Source organism: Arthrobacter dokdonellae (assembly GCF_003268655.1).
Lineage (GTDB): Bacteria > Actinomycetota > Actinomycetes > Actinomycetales > Micrococcaceae > Specibacter > Specibacter dokdonellae.
In genome coordinates, this window is sequence record NZ_CP029642.1 from 2,432,175 (window position 1) to 2,453,274 (window position 21,100).

At 68.7% G+C, this 21,100-nt stretch carries 14 protein-coding genes; 10 read left to right on the forward strand and 4 right to left on the reverse strand.

The window, feature by feature from the left end:
• Positions 1-162 precede the first annotated feature (162 nt).
• On the forward strand, positions 163-2,694 hold the full coding sequence (locus DMB86_RS10865) for a DUF222 domain-containing protein (protein ID WP_113717817.1): 2,532 nt from the start codon (positions 163-165) through the stop codon (positions 2,692-2,694).
• 223 nt (positions 2,695-2,917) lie between these two features.
• Here the strand turns inward: DMB86_RS10865 and DMB86_RS10870 are convergent, their stop codons facing one another.
• Positions 2,918-3,901 (reverse strand): pirin family protein, encoded by a 984-nt coding sequence (locus DMB86_RS10870; protein ID WP_113717819.1) that lies wholly within the window; start codon positions 3,899-3,901, stop codon positions 2,918-2,920.
• A gap of 273 nt (positions 3,902-4,174) precedes the next feature.
• Here DMB86_RS10870 and DMB86_RS10875 point away from each other — a divergent pair, with 273 nt between their 5' ends.
• Positions 4,175-5,542 carry an inorganic phosphate transporter gene (locus DMB86_RS10875; protein WP_113719495.1) on the forward strand — a complete coding sequence of 456 codons (1,368 nt, stop codon included), beginning with the start codon at positions 4,175-4,177 and terminating at the stop codon, positions 5,540-5,542.
• A complete protein-coding gene (locus DMB86_RS10880; protein WP_227878317.1) occupies positions 5,542-5,847 on the forward strand; it encodes a hypothetical protein in 306 nt (101 codons plus the stop codon). The genes DMB86_RS10875 and DMB86_RS10880 overlap by 1 nt, the downstream gene beginning before the upstream one ends.
• A 67-nt stretch (positions 5,848-5,914) precedes the next feature.
• Here the strand turns inward: DMB86_RS10880 and DMB86_RS10885 are convergent, their stop codons facing one another.
• Entirely contained in the window at positions 5,915-6,373 is a 459-nt protein-coding gene (locus DMB86_RS10885; RefSeq protein ID WP_113717821.1) for a hotdog fold thioesterase, read from the reverse strand.
• A gap of 115 nt (positions 6,374-6,488) precedes the next feature.
• Here DMB86_RS10885 and polA point away from each other — a divergent pair, with 115 nt between their 5' ends.
• Genes polA through DMB86_RS10900 form a run of 3 tightly spaced genes read left to right on the forward strand, consistent with a single transcriptional unit; the run spans position 6,489 to position 11,810 of the window.
• Positions 6,489-9,134, forward strand: coding sequence for a DNA polymerase I (gene polA, locus DMB86_RS10890; RefSeq protein ID WP_236783371.1), 2,646 nt, complete (start codon positions 6,489-6,491; stop codon positions 9,132-9,134).
• Positions 9,135-9,186: 52 nt separating this feature from the next.
• Positions 9,187-10,530: a GNAT family N-acetyltransferase gene (locus DMB86_RS10895; protein WP_113717824.1), complete on the forward strand. Its 1,344-nt coding sequence runs from the start codon at positions 9,187-9,189 to the stop codon at positions 10,528-10,530.
• Between the two features lie 32 nt (positions 10,531-10,562).
• Positions 10,563-11,810, forward strand: coding sequence for an NAD(P)/FAD-dependent oxidoreductase (locus DMB86_RS10900; RefSeq protein WP_113717826.1), 1,248 nt, complete (start codon positions 10,563-10,565; stop codon positions 11,808-11,810).
• Between the two features lie 11 nt (positions 11,811-11,821).
• Here the strand turns inward: DMB86_RS10900 and DMB86_RS10905 are convergent, their stop codons facing one another.
• Positions 11,822-12,586, reverse strand: a complete 765-nt coding sequence (locus DMB86_RS10905; protein WP_227878318.1) for an ABC transporter permease — start codon at positions 12,584-12,586, stop codon at positions 11,822-11,824.
• Positions 12,587-12,795: 209 nt separating this feature from the next.
• Here DMB86_RS10905 and rpsA point away from each other — a divergent pair, with 209 nt between their 5' ends.
• Entirely contained in the window at positions 12,796-14,274 is a 1,479-nt protein-coding gene (gene rpsA, locus DMB86_RS10910) for a 30S ribosomal protein S1 (protein ID WP_113717830.1), read from the forward strand.
• 106 nt (positions 14,275-14,380) lie between these two features.
• Here rpsA and DMB86_RS10915 read toward each other — a convergent pair whose 3' ends face one another.
• Entirely contained in the window at positions 14,381-15,097 is a 717-nt protein-coding gene (locus tag DMB86_RS10915; RefSeq protein WP_227878319.1) for an IMPACT family protein, read from the reverse strand.
• 112 nt (positions 15,098-15,209) lie between these two features.
• On the opposite strand from DMB86_RS10915, the gene DMB86_RS10920 reads away from it, so the two are divergent.
• The 3 genes from DMB86_RS10920 (at position 15,210) to coaE (ending at position 21,075) form a co-directional block, all read left to right on the forward strand.
• Positions 15,210-18,320 (forward strand): ATP-binding protein, encoded by a 3,111-nt coding sequence (locus DMB86_RS10920; protein WP_113717832.1) that lies wholly within the window; start codon positions 15,210-15,212, stop codon positions 18,318-18,320.
• Between the two features lie 127 nt (positions 18,321-18,447).
• Positions 18,448-19,839, forward strand: a complete 1,392-nt coding sequence (locus DMB86_RS10925; protein ID WP_113717833.1) for an FAD-binding oxidoreductase — start codon at positions 18,448-18,450, stop codon at positions 19,837-19,839.
• A gap of 30 nt (positions 19,840-19,869) precedes the next feature.
• Entirely contained in the window at positions 19,870-21,075 is a 1,206-nt protein-coding gene (gene coaE / locus DMB86_RS10930; RefSeq protein ID WP_113717836.1) for a dephospho-CoA kinase, read from the forward strand.
• Positions 21,076-21,100: the final 25 nt, after the last annotated feature.

Genomic DNA, 21,100 nt, shown 5'->3' on the forward strand with positions numbered 1-21,100 from the left:
GTAGAGCCGGCCCCGGCGGGCGAATTCCGCCCGGAGGTCACGTCCGGCCCGGTGGGCGGTATCCAGTCCGGGGATTGGTGGCGTGGGCGGGGCGGAAACTGTTTAGAACTAATGTTCTAGAAACTATTGATAGTGTGGTATATAGGGCGTAGACTTGGTGTCATGGACAGGCCGGAGAGCGGCCCCGGCAGCGGGGGAGTTCCCGCCACAGCGGATGTGGCGGCCCTCATCGCCGCCGTGTCCCTTCCCTCCATTGAACCCTTCGGCCCCGACACGCCCGGGCTGGCCGGGCTGCCGGCGTACACCCCGCACCCGGTCCCGGAGCCGGAACCGGCCTCGCGGGTCCAGGTCGCGCGCACCGTGCAGGACGCCACCATCGCCGCCCTGGCCGCGGTGCGGGTCCTGGAGGGGAGGACCGCGGCGTTGAAGGCGGCCCTGCTCGCCCGCCACCTGGCCGCCGCCGCCGTCGAATCGGCCGCGGTGGCCCTGGACCCGTGGCAGGCCGGGCTGGGCGAAGCCTCCGCGACCGCCGAGATCGCCACGACCCTGTGCATCGCCCAGGGCAGCGCGGCCGCCCTGGCCCGCCAGGCCGTGGAACTGCTCGCCCACCACCCCGAGACCCTCACCGCCCTGGAAACCGGCACCCTGTCCTGGCGGCACGCGTGCACGGTCCTGGGTGAAACCGGCACCCTGGCCCAAACCCCGTCCCTGGCCCCGGCCGACATCACCGCGTTCGAAGCCCGCCTGCTCGCCGCCGCGCCGGGCACCACCGCCGGCGGGTTCGCCTCCCGGGCCCGGCGGATGCGCGAGGGCCTGCACCCGGAAACCCTCACCACCCGCACCCGCCAGGCCATCACCAAACGCTCCCTCACCCTCGAACCGGGCAAGGACGGCATGTCCTGGCTGACCCTGCACATCCCCGCCCCGGCAGCCCAGGGCGCCTACGTCCAATGCACGCGCCTCGCCCGGACCCAACAAGGCCCCGACGAACACCGCACCCCCGGCCAACTCCAAGCCGACACCGCCACCCTCCTCCTCCTAAACCAACCCCTCCCCACCACCACCAACGCAGGCACCACCAACACCACCGGCGACAGCAACGCCGGAACCAACGCCGGAACCACCGGCGGGCTCAGCTACAGCGACAACCCCACGACCGGCGCAGACAGCAACAGCGACAACCCCACGACCGGCGCAGACAGCAACAGCGACAACCGCACGACCGGCGCAGACAGCGACAGGAGCAACGGCGGCTCAAGCAGCACCGGCGGAAGCAACGGCAACACCCGCCACGACGGGCCCGGAGGAAACAATGCCGGCGGCGCCGCTGGCGCTCCGGACGGCAGCCACACTGTGGCCGGCGGCCGCAATGGCGGGCCTGTCGGCGGCCCGTACGTGGGTGCACGGTTCATCAGCGACCCGTTCTCGGGCCAGATCCTGGACATGTACACCATCACCAGCCCCACCCCGATGGAAGAGGGCGGGTATACCGGGTTGACGCTGGTGGACGTGGTCCCGGACTGGGCCCACGGGCCCTCGCACGAAGTGATCGGGCCCCTGACCCGGGACGCCGACGCCCGCGCCAGGGCCTGGGAGACCAACCCGGAAAACATCCCCCTGACCGGAACCCTCTGCCCCGACACCCCACCCGGCACCGGCAGCACCGACACGGCATCCGGCACCGGCAGCACCGGCACGGCATCCGGCACCGGCGGCACGGTCGGAGGCTCCGTGATGGGGGACGGTCATCCCCGAGGGGACGGTTCCGTCCCGGGCGGCGGCACGAATGGAGCCACCACCGGCGGCACGGGCGGCGGCACTGGTGGGACCGGTGGCATGATTGGGGAGCTGGTCGCCGGGCTTGCCGGCGCCCTGGTGGACGGGGTGGTCGACGGGTTGCTGGAGGATCCCGTGCAGGACTACCTGGACCAGCTCGAGGCCGCCCGCAACGGGGCGGCGATCACCGGGCCTCCGCTGCCGGGCGCGCAGGTGATCATCACGGTCCCGGTCCTGGGCCTGCTCGGAGCCACGAACGAACCGGCGCAGCTGGCCGGGCACGGGCCGATCCCGGAGGAAACCGCCCGCAGGCTCCTGGAGAACGCCGGGGCGTTCCTGCGCGTGCTCACCGATCCCGTCACCAACGTGCCCCTGGCGGAGCTGGCCCCGGAACGGTACCGGCTGCGGGAAGCCGAGAAAACCCTGCTGCGGGCGTTGAACGAGACGTGTTCGTTCCCGAACTGCACCAACCCGGCCATCACCGCCGACATCGACCATGTCATCGCCTACGGCCAGGGCGGGCCCACCACCAGGGCCAACACCCACCCGGGCTGCCGCCTCCATCACGCGCTGCGTCACTTCCGTGACGACAAGGACCGCCACGGCCGCTACCGCCAGGACCGGGACCCGGACCGGGCCGGGATCAAGCTGCGCGGCTGGAAGCCCTGCACCACCGCCGACGGGCGCGTGGGCTGGACCTCGCCCACCGGCAAATACCACGCCCCCACACCCCGCGACACCCAGCCACCGGCCTACCCCAAATGGCTCAAAAAACGCCTCGCCAAAAACCCCAGCCACCACAAAAACAGCCCCACAACCGGCCCGGCACCCCGGATCGACCTAAGTCAAAGCCCCCTCGAAAGCCTCCTCGACTACAACTTCAAACACCCCAACAACAACAACCAACCCGACAGCTGACAGACCCCGGGTTACTGACAGACCCCGGGTTACTGACAGACCCACCCCCCGGATTACCGGCAGACCCAACCACCGGCTTTCGACAGACCCAACCACCGGGACCCTGGGCGCGACGCCCCCGCAGAGATCGCAGACCGGCCACCAGTTTCTAAAAGCCCAGCCACCGGGTCCAGGGTCTCGACGCCCCCGCAGAGATCGCCGCCCGGCCACCGGGCGGCCATGGTCAGGCCGGATTGGTCCTTGGCCGCAAAGTGACTGTGGGGAGGGCGGGCGCCGGGAGAGGTGGATCCTCTTGGTCGGCCGGAAGTCCAAAGAGCGGTGAAGCCGGGTGAGCGCCTTCGGCGCCAATCTCCGTCTGCCACGCTTGCCGTGCCGCGACTATTTCATCGTGGCTGCGTCCAACGAAGTTCCACCACATGACAATTGATTCACCCAGGGGAGTGCCACCAATCAGGAGCAGCCTGACCGGCTCGGGTCCGGCCTCAAGTACCAGCAAGGAGCGGCCTGGCCCCACATACCCCAACTCGCCACGTGCGAGCGGCTGCCCGGCCAGGGTGAGGGAACCCGAGTCCACCAGGAAGCCATGCTCAAAGGATGGGTCAAGATTGAGCCTGAGAGCGGCATCGGCGGCGATCACGAGCTCCGCGCCCAGGAGGGGCGTGTGCGTCGCCACCGGAGAAATCTCACCGGCCAACGTACCCAGAAAGACGCTCAGGGTGGCCCCGGGCAAGGAGAATGGCCTGGGCCGGTAGTGCTCAAAGGTCGGCTCCATGAAGCGGGCGCCGTCGGGCAGGGCCACCCACAGCTGGGCGCCGTGGAGGACCGTGGTGGCCGGTGTGGAGTATTCCGAGTGGCTGATGCCCTTCCCTGCAGTCATCAAGTTCAGTTCGCCGGGGCGCACCCTGGCGTGATATCCAGCACTGTCGGCGTGTTGAATTTCGCCGGTAAACAACCAGCTGACGGTCTGCAGGCCTGTGTGCGGGTGGGGTGGGACCGACATGCCGCCGGTGCCGGCGACATCATCCGGTCCATAGTGGTCGACGAAGCACCATGCACCGATGAGGGAGCGCTGCCTCTGCGGCAGGGTCCGCCGGACCGTCATGGCCCGGGGACCGCCTAACGGCACCAGCCGGGGTTCCAGCACCTCCACGGTGCCCGGCCTGCTGGGGCACAGCAGTTCCTGCGGCTCAGTTTCCAAATTGCTCACAACACACCATCCATCCATCGGCTATGCCACCGTGCAGAGGTTGTCCACACCACCTCCATTCCTGAAGCCTAGCGCGGGCAGCCGCACCGCGGCGGGGTCTTGGACGCGCATTCCGGCGGATGGCAATACCGTCGTAGGATCATAAAGTTGGTTCGCCCCACGGGGCAGGCGCGACGTACACGCAAGACCGCCGACCGCCGTGTCCGACTAGACTCTTTGACGTCTCGCTTTTGCCCTCAATAGAACGGATCGCGGGTGGATCATCTCACCTTCATGGTCGTGCTTGTCATTGCACTGGCCCTCTTCTTCGATTTCACGAATGGCTTTCACGACACGGCCAATGCGATGGCTACCCCCATCGCCACTGGTGCCATCAAGCCCAAGACGGCCGTGGCGCTGGCCGCCATTCTGAATCTGGTGGGTGCCTTCCTCTCCACCGAGGTCGCCAAGACCATTTCCGGCGGCATCATCAATGAGGGGTCCGGAGGTGTCGCCATCACCCCGGAGATGATTTTTGCCGGACTCATGGGCGCCGTGCTGTGGAATCTCTTCACCTGGCTCCTGGGCCTCCCCTCAAGCTCGTCACATGCACTGTTCGGCGGCCTCATCGGTGCCGCGATCGTCGGCACGTGGTCCTTCGGCGCCGTGAACTTCCTGGTGGTGCTGTCCAAGGTGATCATCCCTGCGCTGCTGGCTCCGGCCGTCGCAGGCGGCGTGGCCTACCTGTGCACCAGGATGGCCTACGGCATCACCAGGCGCTCCGACCCGGACTCCGGCGACAAGCTGACCCAAAAGCGCCGCGGTTTCAAGCACGGCCAAGTGTTCAGCTCGTCCCTCGTGGCGCTGGCACACGGCACCAACGATGCACAGAAGACCATGGGCGTCATCACCCTTGTGCTGATCGCATCCCAGCTGCAGACGCCCGGGACCGGACCACACATCTGGGTCATCACGGCCTGCGCGCTGGCCATTGCCGGCGGCACGTATGCCGGCGGCTGGCGGATCATCCGCACCCTCGGTTCCGGCCTGACCGACGTGAAGCCCGCCCAGGGTTTCGCAGCGGAGACCAGCACCGCCGCCGCCATCCTCGCCTCCAGCCACCTCGGCTTCGCGCTCTCCACCACCCACGTGGCTTCCGGCTCGGTGATCGGTTCGGGCCTCGGTCGAAAGGGTTCCACGGTGCGCTGGGGCGCCATCGGCAAGATCAGCCTTGGCTGGCTTTTCACGCTCCCCGCAGCGGCCCTGGTCGGCGGTCTCGCCGCCCTCGTCATCCGCGCCGGCACCGTGGGAGTCATCATTGTGGCCGTGCTGGGGCTGGGCGCGATCCTCGTCATGTTCTACCTGTCCCAGCGCGAAACCGTGGACCACAACAACGCCATCAGTGACGTTGATGCCGTGGGCGAGGCACTCCACATCCCGAGCAAGAAGGAGCGCGACCGCCTGGCTGCGCAGGTTCGCGCCGCCGAGAAGCTCGCGGCAAAGGCCGCCAAGCGCGCCGCAGAGACCGCGGCCGTCCGCGCCCGTGCGCAGGCAGCCCTGGATCAGGCAGACACCGCCGTCCTCAAGGCAATGACCAAGGCAGCCGCCGCCGCAGGGTCGCCCAAGGCAGGCAAGAAGCAATCCGGTAAGAAGGGTAAATAATGCAGTTTGCGACCATCGCCAACATGGCGGCACAAACCGCCAACAAGCCCGTGATCGACTGGATGGGCTTCATTGTCGTAGCCGTCGTCACGCTCGTCGGGGCCGGTTTTGTCGTGCTCATGTACTCCCTCGGGGTGCGCCTCACCGCCATCAGCAGCGACAACACTGCCAGTCCCAACACGGCCGCCAAGTGGGGTTCGTGGGTCTGCTTCCTTTTCTGTGGCCTGGCAGTGGCGGCGGGCATCATCCTGATTGTGCCGGTGTTCTACAAAACCGTCATGAGCTGGTTCGGCGTCACCGTCTAGCGGTTTCAAGCACGACGCCGGGAAGCCGGGTCTCGCTGGCAGCGGGGGGCGTGGGAGGGCGTGGGGATCAGACGTCCAGAATCATGTTCGTGATCCTTGCGGTCGAGAGCAGCCTGCCGTCGGCGTCCGTCATGACCACCTCGTGGGTGGCCAGGGTGCGGCCCAGGTGAAGCGCGGTGGCAGTTCCCGTGACGAGTCCGGACGTGATGCCGCGGTGGTGGGTGGCGCCGATTTCAATTCCCACGGGACGGCGGGCGGGGCCGGCATGGAACGCGGCCGCGAAGGATCCAAGGGTTTCCGCCAGCACCAGGTGCGCGCCCCCGTGCAGCAGCCCTGCCAGCTGGGTGTTCCCTTCCACCGGCATAATGGCCGTCATGCGCGCGGCACTCATCTCGCCAAAGACGATACCCATCTTCACCACCAGGGCCCCCACTCCCATGGTCCCGAGCCATTCGTGATACTCGTCCGGGACTCCGGCGGCGGCAAGTTCGGCAGCATAGGGCAGCGGCGTGTAATTAGCGTTCATGATGACTAGGCTGGCACCTGTGAGTGAATCTGCCAAGACGGCCCCCCAAACACTTGTTCCCGCTGCCGCCTCGACCGGCGGGGAGCCCCGCCTGTTGGTGATCGACGGACACTCGATGGCGTTTCGCGCCTTCTACGCCCTGCCGCCGGAGAACTTCTCCACGGACAGCGGACAGCACACCAACGCGGTCCACGGCTTTACGTCCATGCTGCTGACCATGATCCGCCAGCAAAAGCCCACGCATGTGGTGGTGGCCTTTGACCTGGACACCCCCACCTTCCGCTCCGTCGAGTACACGGAATACAAGGGCGGGCGCAACAAGACTCCCGAGGAGTTCTACGGCCAGGTGGACCTGATCATCAAGGTCATGGCCGCCATGAACATCCCCACCATCTCGGTTGACGGATTCGAGGCGGACGACATCATCGCCACGCTCTCCGCCCAAGGCGAGGCGGCCGGCTGGAAGGTCCTGGTGGTTTCCGGTGACCGCGACGCGTTCCAGCTCATCACGGACAAGGTGCTGGTGCTCTACCCGAAAAAGGGCATTTCGGACATCCCACCCATGGACGCGGCAGCCGTGGAGGCCAAGTACTTTGTGCCCCCGAACCGCTATTCGGACCTGGCCGCCCTCGTCGGGGAGACCGCTGACAACCTCCCGGGCGTGCCCGGGGTGGGGCCCAAGACGGCGGCCAAGTGGATCAACCAGTATGGGGGACTGGAAGGGATTCTGGAGAACCTGGATTCCATCGGGGGCAAGGTGGGTGAATCGCTTCGCGCCCATGTTGACGACGTGAAGCGCAACCGCCGCCTGAACCACCTGCTGCGGGACATGGACCTGCCCGTGGCGCTCGAGGACACCGTGCTGCGGTCGCCGGACCGTGCCGCCGTGGAGGAGCTCTTTGACGCGCTCCAGTTCAACACCCTGCGCAAACGCCTCTTCGACCTTTTCGCCGAGGAGGAAGCGGTCGACGACGGCGAGGGCCACGAGGTGCCCCGCCACCAGATGATCACGGATGCGGTAGCGCTGAGGGAATGGCTCGACGCCGGAACCCAGGCCGAGGGGGCCCCGGCGCCGACCGCCGTGGAGGTCCTCGCTGAACGCGTCGGCCTCATGGCGGAGGCCACCGGGGTGGCGCTGGTGCGCGCGGACTCGGCAGCCGTCGTCGAACTTGGCACGGCGGATGAGGCACTGGACAAGGAACTGGCGTCCTGGCTCACTTCGGAGGCGCCCAAGGTTGTCCACGAATACAAGGAGGCGCTGAAGGCCCTGGCCCCGCGCGGGCTGTCCCTGGCCGGGGTGGTGGATGACACCTCCATTTCCGGGTACCTGATCCAGCCGGACCGGCGCAGCTACGACCTGCCGGACCTGAGCCAGGTGCACTTGAAGGTCACTTTCTCGGCCGCCGGTTCCTCGGACGCCGGCCAGCTGGACCTGGGCCTGGAGGAGGGGGCAAAATTTGCCGACGCCGTGCAGCGCGGCTACGTGGCCCTGCTCCTGAGCGGGCACTTTGCCCCCATGCTGGCCGAACGCGGCGCAGCCCGCCTGCTGGCCGAGCTGGAGCTGCCGCTGGCCGCGGTCCTGGCCGACATGGAGCTGACCGGCATCGACATCTCGCGCGAACGCCTCGACACCCTCATGGACGACCTCACCTCCACCATGGAGGCCGCGCAGGCCGCCGCGTTTGCCGCGATCGGCCACGAAGTGAACCTGGGCTCGCCCAAACAGCTCCAGCAGGTGTTGTTCGAGGAACTTGAGCTGCCCAAGACGAAGAAGATCAAGACCGGCTACACGACCGACGCGGCATCGCTGAAGGCGCTGCTGGAGAAGACCGGGCACGAGTTCCTCGCCCAGCTCATGGCGCACCGCGAGGCCTCCAAACTGCGGCAGATGGTGGAAACGCTCAAGAAGTCCGTGGCGGAGGACGGCCGCATTCACACCACCTACGCGCAAAACGTGGCGGCCACCGGCAGGCTGTCCTCCAACAACCCGAACCTGCAGAACATCCCCATCCGCAGCGAAGAGGGCCGGCGCGTCCGGGACATGTTCGTGGTCGGTGCCGGCTACGAGTGCCTGCTCGCGGCCGACTACTCGCAGATTGAGATGCGCATCATGGCGCACCTCTCAGCCGACGCCGGGCTCATCCAGGCCTATGCGGAAGGTGAGGACCTGCACCGCTACGTCGGATCCCACGTCTTCGGCGTCGCCCCGGCGGAAGTCACCTCCGCCATGCGCTCAAAGGTCAAGGCGATGTCCTACGGGCTGGCCTACGGTCTGACCAGTTTCGGCCTCTCCAAGCAACTGGAGATCTCCGTGGACGAGGCCCGCACGCTCGTGAAGGACTACTTTGACCGGTTTGGCGGCGTGCGGGACTACCTGCGCGGCGTCGTCGAACAGGCCCGCATTGACGGCTACACCTCCACCATTGAAGGACGCCGCCGCTACCTGCCCGACCTCTCCAGCACGGACCGCCAGTTGCGCGAGCTGGCGGAACGCGTCGCCTTGAATTCGCCCATCCAGGGCTCCGCGGCGGACATCATCAAGCACGCCATGCTCGGCGTCGCCGCGGAACTGACGAGGCAGGGCCTGAAATCCCGCATGCTGCTGCAGGTCCACGATGAACTGGTCCTGGAAGTGTGGCCGGGGGAGCGGGAGGCAGTGGAGGCCCTGGTGGTGGCCCAGATGGGCGCCGCCGCCAACTTGCTCGTGCCCCTGGAAGTACAGGTGGGCGTCGGCGCCAGCTGGAACGACGCCGGACACTGAGCCCCAGCCCCATCCCGCCGCACGCCCCCGCCCCTCCAGGGAAGGAACCACCATGAGCACGGACCGCGAACCATCCACCCGCCACCCGCGGCCGTTCCCCTATGAACTGCGCACCTTCCCCGTCCGCCTCGTGGACGGGGAAGTCCCCGCAGAGGTCGCCTCGTGGACACAGGCGGTGGCGCTGGGGTTTTACGGCAACGCCCCCACGCCGGAGGACATCGCCAAGTTTGCGGCCGTGGAGCAGGTGGACGGGCGCATGGCAACAGGGGCCTACCTCACCGACGCCGCAGCGCCCGCGGGCGCGTGGGGTCCGGAGTATCCCGTGGCCACCTATGCCTACCACCGCAAGACCCTCAATGTGGGCGGCGGCACGCTCCTGCCGGTGCACCAGATCACCGCCGTCACGGTACGCCCCAGCCACCGCCGGCGCGGCATCCTGCGCGCCATGATCAGCTCGGACCTGGCCCAGGCGAAGGCCGCGGGAATCCCGATCGCCGCGCTCACGGCGTCCGAAGCCGTCATTTACGGGCGGTTCGGCTTCGGCGTGGCCACGCATGTGTGCCAGGTGGAGGTGGCCAGCCGTGGCGGGATCACTCTGCTCAATCCGGGAGCGGCGGCCCTGGGCACGGTGGAGGTGGCCGACGCCCTCGCCGTGCGAGACCTGCACAATGAAATCTTTGCCCGCGTCCACGCCGCCACCTACGGCTCGATCGGCCGGCACGACATGTACCGCCTGGTCGCCTCGGGGCAGGGCAACTACGCGGACATGGAACCTGCCAAAAACATCCGGGCCGCCCTGCACTACGATTCCGCCGGCGCCGTGGACGGCTATGTCACCTATAAGCCGGACGATGCCGCCCGTCCACCCACGGTCAAGATCGTGGACCTGCTGGCGGCGGGGGAGGGCGCCTATCTGGCCCTCTGGAACTACCTCGGCTCCCTGGACCTGATCGAACGCGTCACCTGGGACATGGCGCCCGAGGTGGATCCGCTGGAATGGGCCATGGCTGCCAAGCGGGACTACAAGCGGACCGAAACCGAGGACCACCTGTGGCTGCGAATCCTGGACGCACCGGCGGCCCTGGCCGCCCGCCCCTACGCCGCCGACGGCCGCGTGGCCATCCATGTGGGGGACCCGCTGGGGCATGCCTCAGGGATCTTCCGCATTGACGTGGTCCACGGCACCGCGACCGTGACCCGCTGCCCGGAGGACGGTTCCGTCGCCGCGGAACTGTCCATGGGCGTCAGCGAACTCTCCAGCCTGTACCTGGGCGCGGTCACGGCACGCACGCTGCTCGCCGCGGGGCGGCTCCGGGAGGAACATCCGGGCGCCGCCGCCCGCTTCGATGCCTTGTTCGCCCGGCCCGACTCCGCCCACAGCCTGACGAACTTCTAGCATTAGGCCCACAGGAGTGGCAGGGTGGGTAAATGGACAAGACATTTGAGGTGATTGTGGTCGGCGGTGGCTTTGCCGGCGTGGCAGCGGTAAAGGCCCTGGGCCGCAGCGGCGTGAAGGTGCTCCTGATTGACCAGCACAACTACCACCAGTTCCAGCCGCTGCTCTACCAGGTGGCGACGGCGCAGATCGGCGTCTCCGACGTCACCCGGACTTTTCGCGGCATGTTCCAGCGCTACCGCAGCGCCACCGTGCTCACCGCCAAGGTGGAGGCCGTCGACGTCCACGCCCACACGGTCACAACGGCCGACGGCGACACCTTCCACGCCCAGATCATGGTCCTGGCCGCCGGCGCGGAAGCCAACTTTTTCAACACCCCCGGCGCCGAAGAGCACGCCTACCCACTGTATTCCGTGACGGACGCGGTCCGCCTCGGCAATGCCATGGTCCGGGCCCTTGACGCGGCCCAGCGTGAGGGGGCTGAAAGCCGCGGAGTCCATGTCGTGGTGGTCGGCGGCGGACCCACGGGGGTGGAAACCGCCGGGGCCATCGCCGAAAACTTCAGGTATGTGGTGCCCAAATACTATTCGGACGGCGTGGCGGCAAGGTCCAGCGTCCACCTGGTCGACATGGTGCCGAGCATTTTGGGCCCGTTTTCAGACAAAAACAAGAGCTATGCCACCCGGCGGCTGCAGCAGGCGGGCGTCCGGCTCAAGATGGGCTCGGGCGTGACGGAAGTCCGCCCGGACGGGGTGGACTTTGCCGATGGCACCTCCCTGCCCAGCCAGATCGTGGTCTGGGCCGGCGGCCTGAAGGCCGGCGCCGTCGTCGCCCAGTCCGGCCTCGAACAAGGGCGCGGCGGCCGTATTGATGTCAACCCGGACCTCACCGCCCCGGGGTCCACGGGCGTCTATGTCCTGGGCGATGCCGCCAACATGACCGACGCCCGCGGTGAGAAGCTTCCGCAGCTGGGCTCGTGTGCCCAGCAAGCGGGCAAGTGGGCCGCACGGAACATCCACGCCGATCTCCGCGGCGGGACGCGGGAACCTTTCGCCTATCTGGACAAGGGCTACATGGCCATGATCGGCCGTGGCGCCGCGGTGGCCGAGATTGGCCGCAAGCGACTGCAGGTACAGGGGCCCCTCGCCTTCCTTGCCTGGCTCGGCGTGCATGTGGTCTTGCTGTCCGGCAACCGCCAGCGCGTGAGCGCACTCATTTCCTGGGCGGATGACTACCTCACCCACAGCCGGTCCCACGTGGTGCTCGGCAACCCGGACTAGGGAAATCCGGACTAGGGCACGGAGCGGTCCGGGCCGGCCCACCACGCGCCGCGGCAGCTGAGCCACAGCGTCGTTGCAGCGGCCAGGGAGTTGACCAGAAGCAGCGAAATCAACACCAGCAGCTGGATCAGCCCGGCATCCAGCGGCGCGGCACCGCCCAGGATCATGCCGACGAACGCGCCCGGGAGCGTCACCAGCCCGGCGGTGCGGGTCTGGTCGACGGAAGGCAGCACCGCCTCCCCGGCCACGGGCCGGCCCACCATCAGCCGGGCGGCCGGCCACATGAACCCCAGCGCCACGGCCGCCTCCACTTCACCACGCCGTACCAGCAGCTCGTCCTCAACGCGACGGCCGCTGAGCGTCACGGTGGACATGGCCCCGCCAATCTGCTGGCCCAGCACGGCGATGATGGCCAGGGCCGAAAACGGCAGCACGCCTGCGGCGAACATCAGGGCGGCAACAGGCACCACGCCGGCAGCCAGGGGGAGAGCCGCCAGCCACCACCGGCCCTGCCGTGCAACCCGGCGCCCGCACGTCCAGACCCCGACCAGAAACATGAGCGTCACAAAGGCAAAGGCCCAGGCGCCGCGATTGGCGAGGAACGCGATGACCAGGGCGACGACGGTCAGCTGGATGAGGGCGCGGCACCCCGCCACCACCATCTGGGCCGGCGGCCGGTCCAGCCAGACACGCCACACGACGGCGGCCAGGGCCAGCAATACCGCCAGCAGGACCCACGCGCTCGGGCCAAGCACGAGAAGGGTCGAATTGTCCACAAACGCCATTATCGCCGTCGTGCCGGCATTTTGCGCTCCTTGGCGTGGGCCACTAGACTAAACGGGCGTGTAATGCGTGGTTTGTGCCCCGAAACGGGTACGTCACCGCGCGCTGTCCGCAGGTATCATCCGCAGGAACCCCTGCAACCATAATAATTCCGGGACTACGTCCCGGCGAAGCCAACTATCCACATCGGAGCCCCTACTACATGACCATCACGACCCCCGAGAAGACTGGTACCACGCCTGTTGTTGCCATCAACGACATCGGTACTGCTGAAGAATTCCTCGCCGCAGTGGACGCAACCATCAAGTACTTCAACGACGGCGATCTCGTCGAAGGTGTAGTTGTCAAGGTTGACCGCGACGAAGTTCTGCTCGACATCGGTTACAAGACCGAAGGCGTCATCCCCTCCCGCGAGCTTTCCATCAAGCACGACGTCGACCCCGGTGACGTTGTCGCCGTGGGCGATCAGGTCGAAGCCCTGGTCCTCACGAAGGAAGACAAGGAAGGCCGTCTCATCCTCTCCAAGAAGCGCGCGCAGTACGAGCGTGCCTGGGGCGATATCGAGAAGGTCAAGGAAGAAGACGGCGTCGTCACCGGTACCGTCATCGAGGTGGTCAAGGGTGGTCTTATCCTCGACATCGGCCTGCGCGGCTTCCTGCCCGCGTCGCTCGTCGAGATGCGCCGCGTGCGCGACCTCGCTCCGTACATCGGCCAGCAGATCGAAGCCAAGATCATCGAGCTGGACAAGAACCGCAACAACGTGGTGCTTTCCCGCCGTGCCTGGCTGGAGCAGACCCAGTCCGAGGTCCGCTCCACGTTCCTCAACAAGCTGGAAAAGGGCCAGGTCCGTCCCGGCGTCGTGTCCTCCATCGTCAACTTCGGTGCCTTCGTGGACCTGGGCGGCGTAGACGGCCTCGTCCACGTTTCCGAGCTGTCCTGGAAGCACATCGACCACCCCTCCGAGGTTGTCGAAGTTGGCCAGGAAGTCACCGTCGAGGTGCTCGAAGTGGACCTGGACCGCGAGCGTGTTTCGCTCTCGCTCAAGGCAACGCAGGAAGACCCGTGGCAGACCTTCGCCCGCACCCACGCCCTGGGGCAGGTTGTGCCGGGTAAGGTCACGAAGCTGGTTCCGTTCGGTGCGTTCGTCCGCGTCGAAGACGGCATCGAAGGCCTGGTCCACATCTCCGAGCTGGCCGTGCGCCACGTGGAGCTGGCCGAGCAGGTTGTCTCCGTGGGCGACGAACTGTTCGTCAAGGTCATCGACATCGACCTGGAACGCCGCCGCATCTCGCTGTCGCTCAAGCAGGCCAACGAAGGCGTGGACATCGACTCCACCGAGTTCGACCCCGCCCTGTACGGCATGGTTGCCGAGTACGACGAAGAAGGCAACTACAAGTACCCCGAGGGCTTCGACCCCGAGTCGAACGAATGGCTCGAAGGCTACGAGACCCAGCGCGCCGTATGGGAGCAGCAGTACGCTGACGCCCAGGCACGTTGGGAAGCCCACAAGAAGCAGGTGTCCCAGCATGCCGCGGAAGATGCGGCAGCTGACGGCAGCGAGGCCGGCGAGTCCGCAGGGACCAGCTACTCGTCCGAGCCCGCCGCAACCGACACCGGTGCCGGCACGCTTGCTTCCGACGAGGCCCTTGCCGCACTGCGCGAGAAGCTCACCGGAAACTAATCCGCCAAGGCGGGTGCAGTTCAGCGGGTCCTCCACCTCCGGGTGGGGGACCCGCTCCCTTTAACCCGCGGCGCCCCGGCCCGGGGGGAAACCCAGCAGTGGCCGGCTAGCGGCTGCCCCGTGGGAGCGGGGTGTCCACCCAGTCGCGGCCGGCCGCGACCAGGGCGCCTTCGCCCGACGTCAAAGACGCCAGGCGTTCCTGTGCAGCAGCAATCACGGCAGCATCGTCGGCCATGGCCAGTCCCACCTTTGTCCCGTCGGCATCGTAACTGTTGCCCGTCATGACGTAACCGGCACTGCGGAGCTCGTTTTCCAGCCGCCCCGCCGCCGCGTGCGGGGCGGAGACCGTGAAGCGCTGCATCCGGTCCCGGCGGACCAGGGGCGCCAGCTCAAGCGCCGAGCTGACCGACTCCGAATATGCCCGCACCAGTCCGCCCGCGCCCAGCAGGATCCCGCCAAAATAGCGGACGACGACGGCGCAAACGTCACTGAGGTCGGCGGCGGGGGCCGCTGCGGTCCCGGTTTCGCGCTTTAACAGGGCATCAAGCATCGGCTGCCCCGCCGTGCCGGAGGGTTCGCCGTCGTCGTTCGAGCGTTGCACCGCCCTGTCCGCCCCCAACACAAACGCGGAGCAGTGGTGGCGGGCATCGGAAAACTCGCGCCGCAGCTCGGTGATCAGCCCGCGGGCAGCAGCCTCGTCGCCCACGCGGCGCAGGACCGTGATGAAGCGAGAACGCTTGATGGCGAGCTCGTGGCGGAAATCCGCCCCCGCGGCCAAGGTTGCGTAGCTGTTGGGAACGACAGGCGTCGAGGGAGGGGTCACCCCGCCATACTAGCCGCGGCCACGGGCAGCATTCCTTTCTTGATGGCGGCGGGCGGCCGGTGGAAGAATGGTGGGGACCGGTCAGTCCTTTGCGGCCTAAGGGCGTTGAGTCATGTTGCGACTTGAATTCCTGGGAGAGCAGCGCGTGAGTTTTGAAGGGGCGGCGCCAGCGCCGTCGCTGGTGTCGGGGCGCGCGCTGGAAATTCTGGCCTTCCTTGTGCTCCACGCGGGCCTCCCGCAGGAACGCGTACGGCTTGCGGGGCTCATCTGGCCCGATTCCTCCGAAGGCCAGTCGCGGACCAACCTCCGTCGCGAGTTGCACGGCCTGCGCCAGCTGCCAGGGCTTGCCCACCTCATCCAGGCGGATGGCGCCGCACTGCTGTGGCGGGAGGGGGATGGCTCGCGCTCGGATGTGTACGACTTCATGCGGCACCGGGAACTGGCGCTTCGCTTGGCACGGGAACGCGACCCCGGCGGGGGCCGCCTGCACGCTGCTGCCGCGATCGGCGCCTACAAGGGACAGCTGCTGCCCGGCATGTATTCCGATTGGGTCCTGGTGGAACGGGAGCGGCTTCACCGGCAGTGCGTGGAACTGTGCGACCTCGTCGCGCGCGCCCCGGACACTGACCTGCACGGCGCGCTCGGGGCCGCCCGGCGACGGCTGCAGCTGGAACCGCTGGAGGAGGCCGGGTACCAAACACTGATGGAACTGCAGTGCCGGGCCGGCGACGCGGCGGCCGCGCTGGGGACCTATCACCGGTGCGCGTCGGTCCTCGAACAGGAACTGCACGTGAAGCCCGGATGGCGCACCAAGGAGCTCGCCCGCCGGCTGCTCGGCCACCTGCCTGTCGGCCGGCCCGACGGCGGGCGTGCCGTCATGGCGCTCGCGCCGGGCCCCGGCTCAAGGCCCCCGGTGGGACGTGGGCGCGAAGAAAGGCTGCTGCTGAAGCGGTGGGCGCGTGCCGCCGCCGGGGCGCCGGGCCTGGTGGTGGTGCGCGGCGAAGCCGGCGTGGGCAAGACCCGCCTGCTGGTGTCCCTGTTGGCCGCCGCCACGTCGGAAGGGGCCGCCACGGCCTACGCGCGGTGTTTCCGGGGTGTGGGTCGGATGGCCCTCGCCCCGGTGTCTGAGTGGCTGCGCAGCGCCGACTTCGATGCCGTCGCCGCCACGGCCGATGGTGCCTGGACCACGGAACTGGCCAGGCTCCTGCCCCGGGACACCGGTGGAGACCCGCCGCGGCGGGAACCGGACGTGGTGAACGGGCCGGACAACGCACTGGCGGACGCGTGGCGCCGGCGGGCGTTTTATGAAGGCGTTTCCCAGGCGGTCCTGGCCGCCGGCCGGCCCACGCTGCTGGTGCTTGACGACCTGCAGTGGTGTGACGAGGAGTCCCTTGACTGGCTGGCGTTCCTCTTCGCCCATGCACCGGCGGCAAGGCTCTTGGTCGCGGCCGGTGTCCGCCCGGGTGACCTGCTGCGGGCCCCGGCGGCCCGGGCCGGACTGGAGGTCCTGCACGACGCCGGCTGGGCGGAACAGCTGGAGCTGCCGCCACTGGATGCAGCCAGCTCCGCGGAACTTGCCGCGTCCGTCCTGGACCGCAGGCTCACTGCGGCGGAGGAATCCCTGCTGCAGGGCGCCACCGGCGGCTACCCGCTGTACGTTGTGGAAGCGGCCCGGGGCATGGCAGGCTCCAGCCTCGCCGACGTGCTTGCCGGCGCGACCGCGGGCCAGGGACTGCTGGACCGGCGCCTGGCGCAATGCTCGCGCCAGGCCAGGACCGTGGCCACGCTGGCGGCCGCCGTCGGACGGGAATTCCCGCTCGAACTGATCGCCCGCGCCTCGGGCATCGAGGAACAGGCGCTGGTCCGTGCCGTTGACGAACTGTGGCGGCTGCGGATCCTGCGTGAACAGCGCGGCGGCTACGATTTCTCGCACGACCTCTTACGCCAGTGCGCTTATGAACTGGCTTCGCCTCCCCAGCGCTGGCGGCTTCACCGGCGCCTGGCCGAAGCCATGGAAGCGCTTCACCCCGGCAATTCCACGGCGGTTGCAGCCCAACTCGCAGAGCAGTACCGAAGGAGTGGGAACGTGGACCGGGCCGTCCACTTTTATCTGCAGGCAGGAGACGCCGCGACAAGCATCTTCGCCAATGCCCGCGCCATATCGGACTACCAGGACGCACTGAACCTCCTCACATCGCGGGAACCCCGAGCCGGCAACGCCGGCCAGGAACTCGACGTACTGCTGCGCATGCCCGCACCGCTGACTGCGTTGCGCGGATACTCATCCCCCCAACTGCGCGTGACGCTCGAACGCATCATCGAACTGTGTGGAGGGCTTGACCGGCCCAGGGACCTGGCGCGGGCGCTGATAGGACTCTTCGCCTCGACGTTCGTCCAGGGGCACACGCAGCTTGCCCACTCCCTTGCCCTGCGGGCCCTGGCGCTGGCCGGCGACATGCCGGGGCTGTCCGGGCAGGCGCACTTCGCCGCCGCGGGAGCCGCCACGAGCCTTGGCCGTCTGGATGAGGCCGTGCAACACTTCAGGCTCGCGTGGGCGCTGGGCACTGACACGCAGTCGTACATTCTGGGCACCCGCATCGACGTGCACAGCCGGGCCTGGGGCGCGCACGCCCTCTGGCTGTCCGGCCATGGCGAGGGGGCGATGGCCCTCTCCCGCGCGTCCGTGGACCGCGCCGAGCGTTCCGGACACCCGTACAGCCTGGCCGTGGCACTGGCCTATCATGCTGTGCTGCTGGCCATGGGCATGCCATCCCGCGAATGCGCAGGTCCGGATGCTGGAGAGCTGGCCCGCACGACGGCGGCATTGGAGGAGACATGCACCCGGTACAACTTTGCCTACTACGGGCAGTGGGGCGCCATCCTGAGGGGATGGCTGTCCGGCGGGGAACCGGGCCTTGAAGCCATCCGGGGCGGGATCGGAGGGCTGCGCGCGACGGTGGCGTTTGCCCGGATGCCGTTCTGGCTGTGCCTGCTGGCCGACACCCTGCAGTCCTGCGGCCAACCGGTGGGGGCGGACGCCGTGCTGGCCGCCGCGCAGTCGACGGCAGTGGCACGCGGAGACCTCTGGTGGCTTCCCGAGGTGCTGCGGCGCCGGGCGCTCCTGGCGGAACCGGCCGCCGCGGCCCGGCTGCTCGACACGGCACGGGACCTGGCGCAGGAACAGCACAGCGTCATGCTGGCGCGCCGGCTGCCGCCCCGGTGACGACCAGCCCGCGCCGCAGGCACGCAGGTGCGGGCGAACGCAACGCGAACGCCCGCACGCCTAGCGTTGTCCACATCCAGGCGGACCCTGTGCCGCCAACCAGCCGACAACCCCGGAAGGGTACGCCATGAAATCCACAGCCGCCCCCATCGCTGACCTTGCCGCCCAACTGCGCGGCACCCTCATTTCAGCCGCCGACGAGGGCTACGACGAGGCCCGCGCCGTCTACAACGCCATGATTGACCGCAGGCCGCTGGCGGTCGCCAAGTGCGCCGACGCCGGCGACGTCCAACAGTGCGTACGCTTCGCGACCGCGCACGACATTGTCCTCGCGGTGCGCGGTGGCGGGCACAATGCCGCCGGCCTCGGCACCTGGGACGATGCGCTCGTCGTGGATCTGTCCGGCATGCGCGCCGTCGAGGTCGACGCCGGCGCCCATGAAGTCCGCGTGGACGGAGGCTGCACCTGGGCCGACGTCGACGCGGCCACCGTGCCCTTCGGCATGGCGGTTCCATCCGGCTTCCTGTCCTCCACCGGCGTCGGCGGCCTGACCCTTGGCGGCGGTGTGGGATACCTGAGCCGCCGCTACGGGCTGACCGTGGACAGCCTGCTCGGCGCCGACGTCGTGCTTGCCGACGGCACGCTCGTGACGGCCGGGCCGCACGATAACTCCGACCTCTTTTGGGCGCTGCGCGGCGGCGGCGGCAACTTCGGCGTCGTCACCTCGTTCCGCTTCGCCTGCCACGACATCGGCGACAACGGCACCGTGGTGGGCGGGCCGGTCCTCTACGACCTGGCCGACGCGCCGGACGTCATGCGCTGGTACCGTGAGCTGCTGCCCGCCCTGCCGGAGGAGCTCAGCGGTTGGATCGCCCTGCTGACCATACCGCCCGCGCCGCCGTTCCCCGAAGAATTGTGGGGCAGGAAGGCGTGCGGCGTGGTTTGGTGCTATACGGGCCCGGCCGACGAGGCCGACGCCGTGACCGCGCCGGTGCGTGAATTTGGCCGGCCGCTGCTGGTGGGCCTGCAGAGCATGCCGTTCTCGGCGCTGCAGGGCGCCTTTGATCCGTTCTACCCGGCCGGGCTTCAATGGTATTGGAAGGCGGACATGTTCACGGAAATCAGCGACACCGCGATAGACATCCACGCAAAATTTGGCGCCCTGCTGCCGACCGGCCACTCCACCATGCACCTGTACCCTGTGGACGGCGCCGCTGCGCGCATTGACGCGGCGGCCACGGCGTTCCCCTACCGGGGCGGCGGCTGGGCCGGGGTGATCGTCGGCGTCGACCCCGACCCCGCGCAGGCCTCCTCCATCACGGCCTGGGCGCGCAGCTACTGGGAGGAACTGCACCCGGCCTCGGCCGGCGGCGCCTATGTGAACTTCCTTGGCGACGAGGGCGACGCCCGCGTCCGGGCAGCCTACGGGGAAAACTACGCCAGGCTCGCGCGTGTCAAGGCCCAGTATGATCCGCAGAACGTGTTCCACGTCAACCAGAACATCCCGCCCGCACGCTGAGCCGTGACACGGCGCCGCTACACTTGGTCAATGCTTTCGATTGGTCTCACGGGCGGCATCGCCGCCGGCAAGTCCCTGCTGTCCGTGCGCTTCCGTGAACTGGGCGCGGTGCTGGTCGACGCCGACCGGCTGGCCAGGGACGTCGTGGCGCCCGGCACGCCCGGGCTGGCCGCCGTCGCGGCCGAGTTCGGCCCGCAGGTCCTCGCGGCGGACGGCGCGCTGGACCGGCCCAAACTGGGCTCCCTGGTCTTCGCCGACAAGGACCGGCTCGCCGCACTGAACGCCATTGTCCATCCGCTGGTCCGGGCCGCGGCCGCGCACCTGAAGGACCACGCCGGGCCGGGTGCCATCGTGGTCCAGGACATCCCCCTGCTCGTGGAGACCGGGCAGGGGGCCGACTTCCACCTGGTGGTGGTGGTCGACGCGCCCGCGGAACAGCGCCTGGCCCGGATGGTGGAGGCCCGGGGGATGACGCCCGGGGACGCCAGGGCCCGCATGGCGGCGCAGGCCGGCGACGCGCAACGGCGCGCGGCGGCCGACGTCGTGCTGGACAACTCCGGCACCCCCGAGGCGGCGCTGGCGGCCCTTGACGCGCTGTGGGAGGCGCGGCTGGTGCCGTTTGCCCGCAACCTGGCGGCCGGCGTGCCAGCCGTTCCTGCCGGCCCGCCCGCCATCACGGGCCCGGACCCGGCCTGGCCGGCCCAGGCAGTCCGGCTGGCGGCCCGCATCGGGAAGGCGGCCGGGTGTGCCGGCGTCGCCGTGGACCACATCGGTTCAACGTCCGTCCCCGGTCTGGCCGCCAAGGATGTCCTTGACCTGCAGCTGCGTGTGAAGTCCCTGGCGGACGCGGATGCGGTGGCCCCGGCGCTGGCCGCGGCCGGCTTTCCGCGGAGAGCGGGACAGTGGTGGGACACGGGGCACGACTTTGCCGGGGGCCGTCCAGGGGAGCGGTGGGAGAAGCGCTTCCACAACGCCGCCGACCCCGGCCGCCCCGTGAACCTGCACGTCAGGGTTGACGGGTCACCGGCGGCCCTGCTCGCGCTGGCGTTCCGGGACTGGCTTCGGGCCGACGCCGGCGTCCGGGCGCGCTACGAATCCATGAAGCGAGGGCTGGCCGCCGCACACGCTGGGGACGCCACCACGGCCGCCTATGCCGATGCCAAGGAGCCGTGGTTTGCCTCGGCGGTGCCGGAGATGGCACGGTGGCGGCTGCAGCGGTCCAGCCAGGAATCCTGACCGTGCCGCAACCGGAGTAGCCTTA